The 11888-nt window shown below is 47.2% G+C and carries 14 protein-coding genes and 2 pseudogenes; 9 read left to right on the top strand and 7 right to left on the bottom strand.

Annotated elements, in window-relative coordinates; genetic code table 11:
* Positions 1 to 205 (top strand): annotated as a pseudogene (locus Q0277_RS01240) (signal peptide peptidase SppA); the annotation flags it as partial.
* A 15-nt stretch (positions 206 to 220) separates the two neighbouring features.
* A complete protein-coding gene (locus Q0277_RS01235; protein WP_297994733.1) occupies positions 221 to 982 on the top strand; it encodes a hypothetical protein in 762 nt (253 codons plus the stop codon).
* Between the two features lie 296 nt (positions 983 to 1278).
* Here the strand turns inward: Q0277_RS01235 and folP are convergent, their stop codons facing one another.
* From folP to Q0277_RS01210, 5 genes are read right to left on the bottom strand one after another with little or no spacing between them, the layout of a single operon-like run.
* Positions 1279 to 2421 (bottom strand): dihydropteroate synthase, encoded by a 1143-nt coding sequence (folP, locus tag Q0277_RS01230; protein ID WP_297994730.1) that lies wholly within the window; start codon positions 2419 to 2421, stop codon positions 1279 to 1281.
* A complete protein-coding gene (locus tag Q0277_RS01225; RefSeq protein ID WP_297994728.1) occupies positions 2418 to 3038 on the bottom strand; it encodes a DNA polymerase III subunit delta' in 621 nt (206 codons plus the stop codon). The genes folP and Q0277_RS01225 overlap by 4 nt, the downstream gene beginning before the upstream one ends.
* Positions 3035 to 3568 carry a HobA family DNA replication regulator gene (locus Q0277_RS01220; RefSeq protein WP_005873254.1) on the bottom strand — a complete coding sequence of 178 codons (534 nt, stop codon included), beginning with the start codon at positions 3566 to 3568 and terminating at the stop codon, positions 3035 to 3037. The genes Q0277_RS01225 and Q0277_RS01220 overlap by 4 nt, the downstream gene beginning before the upstream one ends.
* Positions 3568 to 4773 (bottom strand): aspartate kinase, encoded by a 1206-nt coding sequence (locus Q0277_RS01215; protein ID WP_291937932.1) that lies wholly within the window; start codon positions 4771 to 4773, stop codon positions 3568 to 3570. The genes Q0277_RS01220 and Q0277_RS01215 overlap by 1 nt, the downstream gene beginning before the upstream one ends.
* Complete coding sequence (locus tag Q0277_RS01210) at positions 4773 to 5243, bottom strand: RNA pyrophosphohydrolase (RefSeq protein ID WP_297994727.1); 471 nt, start codon at positions 5241 to 5243, stop codon at positions 4773 to 4775. The genes Q0277_RS01215 and Q0277_RS01210 overlap by 1 nt, the downstream gene beginning before the upstream one ends.
* 136 nt (positions 5244 to 5379) lie before the next feature.
* On the opposite strand from Q0277_RS01210, the gene hemW reads away from it, so the two are divergent.
* The 7 genes and pseudogenes from hemW (at position 5380) to Q0277_RS01175 (ending at position 10542) form a co-directional block, all read left to right on the top strand.
* A complete protein-coding gene (gene hemW, locus Q0277_RS01205) occupies positions 5380 to 6453 on the top strand; it encodes a radical SAM family heme chaperone HemW (protein WP_297994725.1) in 1074 nt (357 codons plus the stop codon).
* Between the two features lie 57 nt (positions 6454 to 6510).
* Positions 6511 to 6780 (top strand): annotated as a pseudogene (gene tatB, locus Q0277_RS01200) (Sec-independent protein translocase protein TatB); the annotation flags it as partial.
* 468 nt (positions 6781 to 7248) lie between these two features.
* Positions 7249 to 8004, top strand: coding sequence for a twin-arginine translocase subunit TatC (gene tatC, locus Q0277_RS01195; protein WP_297994722.1), 756 nt, complete (start codon positions 7249 to 7251; stop codon positions 8002 to 8004).
* A gap of 1 nt (position 8005) precedes the next feature.
* Entirely contained in the window at positions 8006 to 9025 is a 1020-nt protein-coding gene (gene queA / locus Q0277_RS01190) for a tRNA preQ1(34) S-adenosylmethionine ribosyltransferase-isomerase QueA (protein ID WP_297994721.1), read from the top strand.
* Positions 9022 to 10062: a hypothetical protein gene (locus Q0277_RS01185; RefSeq protein ID WP_297994718.1), complete on the top strand. Its 1041-nt coding sequence runs from the start codon at positions 9022 to 9024 to the stop codon at positions 10060 to 10062. Before queA ends, Q0277_RS01185 begins: the two co-directional genes overlap by 4 nt.
* A 39-nt stretch (positions 10063 to 10101) precedes the next feature.
* Complete coding sequence (locus Q0277_RS01180; RefSeq protein ID WP_297994715.1) at positions 10102 to 10284, top strand: hypothetical protein; 183 nt, start codon at positions 10102 to 10104, stop codon at positions 10282 to 10284.
* 63 nt (positions 10285 to 10347) lie between these two features.
* Complete coding sequence (locus tag Q0277_RS01175; RefSeq protein WP_297994712.1) at positions 10348 to 10542, top strand: hypothetical protein; 195 nt, start codon at positions 10348 to 10350, stop codon at positions 10540 to 10542.
* 612 nt (positions 10543 to 11154) lie between these two features.
* Here the strand turns inward: Q0277_RS01175 and Q0277_RS01170 are convergent.
* Positions 11155 to 11340, bottom strand: a complete 186-nt coding sequence (locus tag Q0277_RS01170; RefSeq protein ID WP_297994709.1) for a hypothetical protein — start codon at positions 11338 to 11340, stop codon at positions 11155 to 11157.
* A gap of 77 nt (positions 11341 to 11417) precedes the next feature.
* Positions 11418 to 11648 carry a hypothetical protein gene (locus Q0277_RS01165; RefSeq protein ID WP_297994706.1) on the bottom strand — a complete coding sequence of 77 codons (231 nt, stop codon included), beginning with the start codon at positions 11646 to 11648 and terminating at the stop codon, positions 11418 to 11420.
* Between the last annotated feature and the right edge of the window lie 240 nt (positions 11649 to 11888).

Here is an 11888-nt window from a genome sequence, read left to right as displayed (position 1 = left end):
ATTTTTGGCTCGCGACGCGGCAAAGCTCGGGCTCATCGACGAGGTGAGCGATTATTATTCGGCGCGCGCCGAGCTAGAAAAGCTAAGCGGCGTGGCCGAGCCCGTCTGGGAGAAGCCGTCAGTCTACGAAAAAGCGATGCAAAAATTTATAAATCAAGGCGCAAACTCGCTAATCTCGGCATTTTTTGAAGCTAAGGCGAGGTAAATTTAAAGGCGCGGCGTGAAAATTATCTCGAAATTTAAAGATAATTACGATTTTATGGTGTCAAAATACGGGACTGACGAGACTTTAGTCTATGACCGCAGAAACTCTACTCTAGTCGATGTGGACGAGCTATGGAGGCTTGACGAGGGCGATAAAAAGGTCTTTGAAAGGAAGCTTAGCGGGTACCGCTTTATCCGCGGTAAATTTATAAACTGGAGTAAAACGGACGTAAATAAGCTGCCGCGCCTGCTTCACTCCGTGATTTTCATCGGCAAAAATTTGGTCCATATTTTCGCCTCTCAGGATAAAATTTACACAAGCCTAGAGTTTGACGAGACGGAGCTAAGAAGGCAGTATCAGAAGGACGGAACTTTGAGCTTTGGCGATGGATTTCGCGCCCATATCGTCTCATGGCTATCTAAGCTCGGCGAGCAGGCTACGCGCGAGGAAATTTTGCAGCTCGTAGCGCTAGAGGGCGACCGCAAAACGACACTAAAAAATATTGTTCGCGACGATAAAATTATAAGCAAAGATGAAATTTTGAGCGCCCCAATCGTATTTTTTAAGCTCACACAGAACATTCACACCGCGGCGATAAATCCACAGCTTAACGCGATGGGGTTTTATCTGGATGCCGATTTCGTCTGGCAAAGCTTAGTCGAGTTTTTATCTGCCAAAAAGGACGCCTCCGCTCCGGCAGGCACGATACCAAATGATATAAAAATTGCCAGCAAGGGCTTTGACGTAAAGCGCTCGTTTCGCCCAAAAATGAAATAATTCGGTTCGTGCGACAAATAATCCGTGCAATCGTCGCTAGAATTTATCCCTCTTTACTTCGCTGTTTTGACGCGCTTCATAAATCGAGCGAAATTTTATAAATTTTTATAAGTTTCGACGAGCAAGCGCACGAAAGCTTAGGCGCAAAATAAAACGCGGATAAAATTCCGCAAAAGCTCTTTCGCAAAATTTTAAAAGAATTAAAATATTTCCTTGAGGAATTTTAGAATTCCGCATAAGGCAAATTTACAAAAATATCGTGAAAATATGGAATTCTATGAAAATTCCGCAAAATTCTAAAATTTTACCGCAGCAGCGTCCATCGCGCGCATTAGCCGCAGCATTTGAACGTGTTCGAAAACGTCGTGCGTGCGGATGATCGCGGCGCCGTTTAAAGCGGCGATCTGGTGCAGATACAGCGAGCCTGCGAGCCTATCCTCGACCGCGGAGGGGCTGTAAAAATCGATAACGCTCTTTCTGCTCGCGCCCACGAGCAGCGGGTAGCCGAAGTGCAAAAAATGCTGCAAATTTTTAATCAGCACCAAATTTTGCTCGGCGGTCTTGCCAAAGCCGATGCCCACGTCAAGGATGATTTTTTTAAGTCCTTCGCTTTGCAGCTGTTGCAAATTTTGCGCAAAAAATTCATCTATCTCGCCCATCAGATCGTCATATTTTGGTGCAAGCTGCATATTTTGCGGCTTTCCCTGCATGTGCATCAGCACGTAAGCGGCGTTGTAGCGAAGTGCAAGCGGGGCAAGAGCGAGGTTTGCGCTGATGTCGTTGATGATGCTAAAGCCCCGATCTAGCGCGAATTCCAAACAATACTCATCGAAGCTATCGAGGCTAAATTTAGCCTTTTCGTGTAGACGCAGGCGATAAATTTCGTTCACGATGTCCTTTATGCGCGCAAACTCCTCATCCCTGCCGCAGTACTGGCTACCTGGGCGCGAGCTCACGCCGCCGATGTCGATAATGGCGGCGCCTTGCTCGATCATATTTTCGATCTTGCAGATCGCCTCTTTTAGGTTTGCCGCGCGGCTTGCGGGGTTGAAGCTATCGGAGTTGATGTTTACTACGCCCATTATTTCACAGCTTTGCGGCTTAGCAAATTTCTTGCCTAGAAATTTCGCGAGCTCTTTTAGCCCGAAATCCTGCAGTGCTTCCTTCTGCGCCAAAGCTTCGATCTGGCGGTCATTTGCGATCAAAACCGCATCCGTATCGTCGCGCCCTAGGATCACTCCTTCGTTGCACGCAAGCTCGGCGCCGATACTAAGGGCATCTTGCTTTAAAATATTTGCCGCGGGTGCTCGCAGGTCTTTTAGATAGAAAAAGTTTAGCCGCGATTTTTTCTGCATTATCGCCCGCCCCGCATTTCGCACGCCGATACGCTCGCAAATCAGCGCAAAGTCGGCATCGTTTGAAATTTTATAAATTTTCATCTTTTCTCCTCGATCATCAACAGTAGCGGAGTAAGCACGGCATGGGCTTTGGCGTTATGCTCAGCGAGGTAGCTTAGGCGGTCAATGCGCTGCAATTCATCGCCGCTTAGCCTAACGCCCGCCTCGAAACACTCTAGCGCTATCTCGCCGATGAGTGCTTTTAGCGCCGTCTTATCCAGCTCGCCCTTGCGCTCCAGCGCAATCTGTGCATCGATAAACTCCACCGCCTCCTTTAGGCTTAGCCTAGTTAAATTTAACCCGGTGCGGTGTCTGGGCTTTCGCACGCAGAGATTTTGCACCACGAGGCGCGAGCGGATGGTAGGCAGCAGAGCGTTGATGAAAGGGGTGATCAGGAAAAATACCGTATTTTTAGGCGGCTCCTCTAAAATTTTAAGTAGGGCGTTTTGCGCCTCCTCACCGAATTTTGTAGCGGCGATGACGATGATCTTATCCTCGCGCTCGGCAACGTAGGCTTCGTCGATGATCTTTCGCGCCTCGTCGATCTTAAGCTCGGTGCTTTCAAAAAACCTTAAATTTTTGCGCGGAATTTCGGCTAAAATTTTATCTTTAAAGCCCTCATAATCGCCCGTTAAAACGATCTGATTTATGATTTTCAAAGCACCACTTCGTCAAAAAGCACGGCGTCTATGCTTTTGTCTAAAATTTTAAAAAGCTGGATCAGTTTGAGATCCAAGCTCGGATCGCTCTCGCTCATATAAAAGCTATTTTGCAGCCTCTCGTCGATGAGCCACAGATAGCTGTCCTCGTGGCTTTTGGCGATTTTGGCTAGCGGATGGTTGCCGTTACCGATGTAAAAATATATAAAGCCGTTGGCGAACGCGAGGCTTAGCATATCGTTTAGCAGCAGCGCGTCCTCCAGGCTATTTACGCCGCCGCGGTAGAGCGAGCGCAGCGAAAAAAACGGCAACAGCGGTCGGGAGTTGGTAGAGGAGTTGATCTTTTTGATGATGTATTCGCTGAACCAGCTTCGCTCATCGTCGCAGATGACGATGAAAGCAAAGCCGTCGTGGAGGAATTTTAGCTTTGATGCTAAAAGCGGCGTCCAGTCCTCCTTGCGATCCTCGAGCCACTCAAGTCCGGGCTCGGAGCGCATCGCCGTAACGCTCCAAGTGTGCAGATCCTGCATTATTTATCCAAATCGTAGGCTTTATGCAGCGCACGCACGGCAAGCTCGCCGTATTTGGCCTCTACGATCATCGAAATTTTAATCTCGCTCGTGGAGATCATCTGGATATTTATCCCTTCGTCCGCAAGCGTCTTAAACGCCTTGCTGGCTATGCCGCTGTGGCTTTTCATACCTACGCCGACTAAAGAAACCTTTACGATGTCGGCGTCTGATTCGATAATGGAATTCGGATTTGGATTTACTTCTTTCATTACCCTATAGGCCGTTTCCAGCTCGTTTTGCGGCACGGTAAAGCCCAAATTCGTCTCGCCGTTTCGTCCGATATTTTGCACGATCATATCGACGTTGATCTCCTTGCTCGCGAGCGCGGAGAAAATTTCAGCCGCGACGCCGGGGCGATCCTCTACGTTTCTAATCGTAATTCTTGCTTGATTTTTATCCAGTGCAATGCCGCTAATTACCGCATCTTCCATCTTTTCTTCTCCTGTTATGAGTGTTCCTTCATGATCGTTAAAACTGCTTCGCGTCACCAAATTTACGTTTAATTTCTTCGCAAGCTCGACGCTTCGATTTTGCAAAACCTTCGCTCCCAAGCTCGCAAGCTCAAGCATCTCGTCGTAGCTGATGCGATCAAGCTTTTTAGCTTTGGGCTCAATGCGCGGATCGGTCGTATAAACGCCGTCCACGTCGGTGTAAATTTCGCACAGATCGGCTTTCAGCGCTCCTGCGACGGCGACTGCGCTAAGATCGCTTCCGCCTCGCCCGAGCGTAGTTACTTCGCCTGTGGTACTAATGCCCTGAAAGCCCGCGACGACGACGATTTTGCCCTGCTTTAGCGCCTCTTGCATGCTTTTTGGATCGATCGAGACGATGCGAGCTTTGGTGTGAAAATTATCCGTCACGATGCCCGCACCACGCCCGCTAAATGCGATCGCAGCATAGCCCTTGGCATTTAGCGCGATAGCTAAAAGTGCACTCGTGACGCGCTCGCCCGAGCTTAGCAGCACGTCCATCTCTCTGCCTACGGGAGTTTTAGTAAAAAATTCCGCCTGCTCGATGAGCTGATTGGTAACGCCGCTCATCGCAGATACGATTACCGCGACATCGTGTCCTTCGTTTTTAGTCTTTATCACGCGCTGCGCGACCGCCTCGATCCGCTCTAGCGTGCCGACGCTCGTACCGCCGTATTTTTGAACGATCAGCATTAAATGTAACCCTCCTCCTTAAAATATTTTAAAACCGTCGCGTAAATCGGCTTTTTGAAGTGATTTACGTGCCTTAAAACCTCATTCGCGCCTATGAATTTAAATGCGTCGAACTCCGGAAGTTTAGTATTGATGTTTATATCGGCTAAGCTTCGCAATCGCACCAAAAAATATCTTTGAATTTGCCCGTCGTATGGGCGCATCTTTTGAGCTACTCCATCGGGAAAATCGTAGCTAAGCCACTTCGGGCACTCAGCGATGATATCGACTTTGCTTGTTCCGATCTCCTCACCTAGCTCTCTGCGGATCGCCATCTTCGGCGTCTCACCGTCGTCGATACCGCCTTGAGGAAACTGCCAAGCGCCTTTGATGTCGCTTCGCTGCGCGATTAAAATTTCGCAATTAAACGGATACGAGGGCGAAAGTACTATTGCAGCGACATTTGGTCTGTAATTTTTCTCTTTTTCCATCTCGTTTTCTCACAAAAAATTTCTCAAAATTCTACCTAAAAATATTAAAATTTGCGTTAAGAGGCTTAAAATTTATATAAATTTTCAAATTAATTCGCTAAATTTTGCGACGTAAATTTAGCCCATAGGACCGCCCTTGCACATCTACATCCACGTGCCGTTTTGCACCTCTAAATGCCCGTATTGCGCCTTTGGCTCCTTCAGCGATAAGTTTAGCCTCGCAAAAAGCTACTTTCGCGCGCTAGCGCTTGAGGTGCGCGACTTTTTGGCAAAAAATCCGCAAGCGAAAATTTCGACGCTTTTCATCGGCGGAGGCACGCCAAGCGCCGTGGATGCAGGGCTTTACGACGAAATTTTTACGCTGCTTGCGCCGCATTTCGCCGCTAAAGCCGAAATCAGCTCGGAAGCCAACCCGAACTCCGCTAGCCCCGCTTGGCTTAGCGCGATGCAGGGGCTCGGCGTAAATCGCATCAGCTTCGGCGCGCAAAGCTTCAACGACGCCAAGCTAAAGTTCCTCGGTCGCGCGCACAGTGCGGCGCAGATTTTTCTGGCGGTGCAAAATGCCAAAGCAGCGGGCTTTGATAATATAAATTTGGATCTAATCTACGCGAGTAAATTTGACGATAAAAGGAATTTAAAATTTGAAATGGATGAGCTTGCGCGCTGCGAAGTGCCGCATCTAAGCGCCTATGCGCTAAGCCTTGAGGAAAACACGCCGTTTTTTGGGCGCGAAAGCTTTAAAAGAGAAAGCGCGGCTCTAGCTAAATTTCTCTTTGCTCTTGCGGCGGATAACGGCTTTAGCCAGTATGAAATTTCAAATTTTGCCGCGCGCGGACTGCGCTGTAAGCACAATCTCGCCTACTGGCGCGGCGAGGATTACGCGGGATTTGGGGCATTTGCGGTCGGAACTAGCGGACGGGTGCGCCTTAGCTCGCCTAAAAATTTGCGAGACTACATCGCAGATCCGCTGCAAAAACAGCGCGAAGCTCTAAGCGCGCAGGATAAAAAGTTTGAGCGCATATTTCTCGGGCTGCGCTGCGTTTTGGGGTTTGAGGCGCAAATTTTAGACGCTGCAGAGCTAAGCAACGCGCAGCTGCTCGTACGCGAAAAAAAGCTAAAATTTACCGAGGGCAAATTTTATAATCCCAGCTTTTTGCTCGCCGACGAGATTGCGCTTTTTATCACGCAAGAAAGCCGCCGTGGGCGCTAAATTTAAGATTAATGAAATTTTAGTTACAATACGCCACTTTTTACGTTAGGAAATTTTATGTTTGGTATCAGTATGCCTGAAATTACGGTCATTTTAATCATCGCGATAATCGTGCTAGGGCCCGAGAAGCTTCCAAAAGTGCTGGTCGAGCTCGCGAAATACTTCAAAGTCATCAAAAAAACCATCAACGACGCAAAATCGAGCTTCGATCAGGAGCTTCGCATCGCCGAGCTCAAAGAGGACGCCAAAAAATATAAAGAGAGTATCACGCAAGCAAGCGAGGGCGTGCGCAAAAAGCTCACGTTTGAGGAGCTCGACGAGATAAAAGGAGGCATAGACTCAGTCAAAGAGACGCTAAATGCAGGGCTAAAAGACGCGAAAAGCTCGCTTAAAGAAACGCTTAGCTCGGACGCCGCCAAAGACACGCTAAATTCCGCGGAAGTCTCGGCGCAAAAGCAGAATGAGACGGCAAATTTAAAGGCAAATTCAAGCGGCGAAAATTCCGCGCAAAGCTCTGCTAACAATGCAAGCCCTACGCAAGACTCCGCCGACGGCGCAATGAATTCCGGCGCTGAAAGTAAAAGCGCGAATTCTGGCGCTGTAAACAAAGGCGAAAATTCCATGCCGAGCACGGGCGGCAGTGCAGAAAATAGCGCGCAAAATACGAAAGCAAGCGGTGAAGCGAAAAACGGCGCACAAGATGCAAACGCAAATTTAAACGGCGATGCGCGAAATTCTATGCAAAATTCCGTGCAAAATAACGATACGCAAAAATCATAATGAGAGAGAAATTTAATGTTTGAAGAGCTAAAACCCCATCTAGCCGAGCTTCGCAAGCGCCTAGTTATCTGCGTTCTGTCCGTCATCGTCCTTTTCATCGCGTGTTTCGGCTTTTGGGAAGATATTTTAGGCTTTATGACCCGCCCGCTAGTGCGCGTGCTTCCCAAAGGCAGCGAGATCATCTTTACCCAGCTTGGCGAGACCTTTTTTACTGCGATGAAGGTGTCGTTTTTCACCTCGTTACTTCTAGCAATGCCGATAATTTTCTGGCAGGTGTGGCTTTTCGTAGCGCCTGGGCTTTACGACAACGAGAAAAAATACGTCATCCCTTTCGTTAGCGGGGCGAGCATTATGTTCTTTTTAGGCGCGGCATTTTGCTATTTTTTCGTAATCCCAGTCGCATTTAATTTCTTGGTAAATTTTGGCGCCAAGCAATTTACTGCGATGCCTACGATCGGCGAATATGTAGGCTTTTTCGCTAAGCTCGTCGTCGCATTTGGCATCAGCTTCGAGCTTCCTGTAGTAACCTTTTTCCTCGCTAAGATCGGGCTTGTGACAAACAAAAGTCTGAGCGATTTTTTCCGCTACGCAATCGTCATTATTTTCATCTTTGCAGCGGTGATGACGCCGCCGGACGTGCTTAGTCAGTTTATGCTCGCAACTCCGCTAATTGCGCTTTATCTGCTTTCAATCTTCATCGCCAAAATGATAAATCCGTATAAGCAGGAGGATGACGAAGACGAAAATTCCACGGACGTAGCGCAGGCGTGAGATGGCGGATCTAAATTTAGTCTCTAGCTACGATTATGAGCTTCCTAGCGAGCTCATCGCAAGCGCGCCCGTGATGCCCAAACAAAGCGCGCGCCTACTGATCTACGACCGCGCTAAAGAGCAGATCACGCACGCGCACTTCGGCGATCTAGCGGACGTCCTGCCGCCCTGCGATATTATTTTTAACGACACGCGAGTAATTAAGGCGCGCCTTTTCGGTCATAAAAACAGCGGCGGTAAGATCGAGCTTCTGCTAAACTCGCCGCTTGAGGGCAATAAATTTAGCACCTATATTCGCGGCAGCGTCAAAGCGGGCAGCGAATTAAAATTTCAAAGAGGTCTTAACGCGCGCGTTTGCGAGCTAATGGACGATGGGCTTCGCATCGTTCAGTTTGAGCAGGGCGGTAAGACTTTAAACACCCACGATGTTTTTGAAATTTGCGAACGTATCGGCCATGTGCCGCTGCCGCCATATATTAAGCGCGCCGATACCAAGCAGGACGAGAGCTGGTATCAAAGCATCTTCGCGCGCGAGCAAGGCGCCGTCGCCGCACCCACCGCAAGCTTGCATTTTGATAGCGAGATGATCGCGGATTTGCGCCGAAATCATGATATTTACTCCATCACGCTACACGTAGGCGCGGGCACCTTCAAGCCCGTGGAAGTAGCGGATCTGCGCGATCATAAGATGCACGGCGAGCTCTACTCCATCCCACCGCAGACCGCACAAATCCTAAAAAGCGAGCGAAAAATTTTAGGCGTGGGTACGACCGTTACGAGAACGATCGAAAATTTTGCACGTAACGGGCAAAGCAGCGGAATCTGCGAGCTGTTTTTGCACCCGGGCAACCCGCCGATAAGACAAAATTTTTTGCTTACGAACTTTCACCTACCCAAATCCACGCTGATAATGCTCGTAGCGAGCTTCATCGGTCTTGAGCGCACGCTTGAGCTCTACCGCATCGCAGTGGAGCAAAGATACCGCTTCTACTCCTATGGCGATGGGATGCTTGTTCTATGAAAGCCGTGGTTTTAGGCGCGCTAGCAATATTGGCTGCGACGGCAGGCTTTGCAGCAAGAAAGCTCTTTTCTAAAAAGCCCGCCGTAAGCGGCAAAATTTTCTCCGCTGCGCCTAAAGCCAAAGAAAGCGATTCCGTCGTTCCCAGACGCGAGGATATCGCGCAGATCGATATTTTAAAAATTTTAAAATTTCAAAGCGAAATTTTATTTGAGGAGTGCACGAAATACGACAGCACGCTCTATCTTAGCTTCCCACCGCAGCTGCCGCGTATCTACGGCGGCGAGGTGTTAAATCTCACTAGCGCGGTTTTTGACGCGTGCGAGTTTTTCCTACAAAATATCGCTGAACCGATCCGCGTGAGCGTGGAATTTAGTAGCAAGGAACTTAGAGCGAATATGAGCTCTATCAAGCTCGACGTTCGCGTAGGCATCGATCGCGAGCTAAAGGATCCGCGCACCTATGCGCTTAAAAGTGCACTAGAAAGCGCTGCTAGCACGGACGATGAGTATCTTACTTCGGCGCAGACCCATTTGCGTGCCCTCGGTTCGCATCCGAGTATTGGAGCCGACGGGCGCGGAACCTTTATCAAAATGGATGCCGTGCTTAGCTGCTTCGCGCAAAAGCAGGATTTTAGCGCTAAAAAATATGACTACAACGTCATCATCACGCATAAAAACCGCGCGATCTTCGAGGAGCTGCGAGATTTTTTAAGCGGGCTCGGTTGTGACGTGATGCCAAACTCCAACTGGGAGAGCGCAAAGAGGCACCTAAATGACTTCATCTACGTAGCCGACGTCGTCATCCTTGACGCCGAGATCCTGCGCGCAAATATAAGCGAAATAAACTACCTCAACGCGCTGGAAAAAGACGGGGTATTTTTCATATTTTTGCTCAAAAACAAACACTCGCTCAAGGTGCTGGAGGGGCTAAGCTTTAAATTTTTTAAGCTCGAGATGCCATATTTCTACGACGAGTTTTACGCCACGCTTGATCTCATCGAAAAGATCAAAAACGATGAGAATTTCTTGGGGCTGTAGCGAACAGGCAGCGATAAATTTAAAACCGAAGAGATTGAAGTGCTATATTTTGACTTAGATTGGATCAAGGGCAATATAAACGATAGCGAATATGCCTTAAGGCAGCGGCGGTACGAGGCGTATTTGGCAGGGCTGCATAAAAATATGCATACGCTAGAAAGAATTTTTGCGGGCATAAACTTCAACGATGCGCTATTGCTACCCAAAAAGCAAATCAATTAAAAGTTGCATTTAAAATTTTACATCGGAGATTTGCAAAATGGATATTATGAACTAAAATGCGTTATGAGCTCGGATCAAAGATGCGACGCGGCGCCCGGCGAAATAATAACGAGCGAGATATTTTACGAAAATGGCAATTACCGCTTCTCTTTCATCCTTGCCTGCCTAAAGGAATACGCCGTTAATTTTTCCAGGATAGATAGCCTTAAATTTAACGCGATTTCGCAGAAAAAATATAGCCGCGAGTTAAGAAACTGAAACTTTCATAGTAAATCCAAACCTCGGTTTTTACGTATAGAATTTCATCCACTAAAGATTGCCGCCTCAGTATTTATCTCATTTACAATCCAAAATTTAAAACGCTAGTGAGCTAGGTTTTAAGAGGTATGGATTTTGATTTAGGCGCGAGCTTTTTGACAAACGATGCGAGCTTCGGAGGTATAAGAATTTTAGTTTTTCGTAACTTAGAATGTGTCGCGTACTTCAGGTCAAAGAGTAGCAATGAGAGATAAAATTTTACTCGTTCGAGTGCTGAGGCATTATGCTTTTAGAAAAGACACAAAGTAACGTAAATTTCGCTGTGCCTTGTAGCTGAAATCCATTAAATTTAAGCCAGAATCATTCGGCGACAGTGTCATTCGCCAAACCTTCTAAGGCAAAATCTCTAAATTTAAGTTCTGGACATCATATGCAAGCAGATTTCCTTCTGCCCTTAAAGCATTCAAATCATATTAAAATTTGAACTTCCAAGCGAATCTAAAGAATTTTGGAAATCACTACGTTGCATTTAAAGGTGCGCCCGATAATAGATATAAACAAACCAGCAAATTTTAAAATTTAGCCAGACGAACTTTGTTCGCGATTTAAATTTTATCTTCTGCCCTCTTTTTTAGCCCTGATCGCCTCATAAAGCTCGTCGATCGAGGTTGCGGACGAGCCCGAATATTTCTGTGACGCTTGCATAGTTTTTTTGCCCCATTTACCGTCGATCGTCACGCCGTAGCCGCTAAACATCAAACTACGTTGGATATAATAGACTTTATCTTGCTGCGTCATATTTTATTGCTTCTGCACTTCGCGCTCAGCATCTTTTGCCTGCTCACTTTTATAAACAGCATCAGCCGTAAAGTATGCTAGCCTAAAGCTCCAGCGATCGGAACGACAAGGGTAACAAATCTATTATTTACGTTAGAAGTCAAGCCTTCTAAAAATGCCTTTGCAACGCAAAACACTATAAAAGCAGGAATGGAAGCTATAACGGCATTAAAACCACCCAAAATGGCTATGACGCCAAAAACGATAACCGCAGCTGCAAGCCCATCAAAAGCACCGCTACCAGCAAGGAAGCCTAGGAAAAAATTCATAATCTATCTTTTAAAATTTAAGTAATGTAATTCTCCAAAATTTAAATTTAATCGGAGAATTACAAAATTTCTCCGCCAGTGAACGGCGGAATATAGACTATTTAACGTGCTTCATAGTCCTATGAAATCGCGGACTGTGATCTCGCGCCATAAAAAAAGAACTAATTACGCCTATAACTCCTACAGCTATAACAATGTAAAATACGGTATCACTATTCTTAGTAAGAGCTCCCGCAAACC

The organism is uncultured Campylobacter sp., assembly GCF_938030815.1.
GTDB lineage: Bacteria > Campylobacterota > Campylobacteria > Campylobacterales > Campylobacteraceae > Campylobacter_B.
Note: the sequence above shows the minus strand (reverse complement) of the source record. Positions and strands in the feature narration are given on the sequence as shown.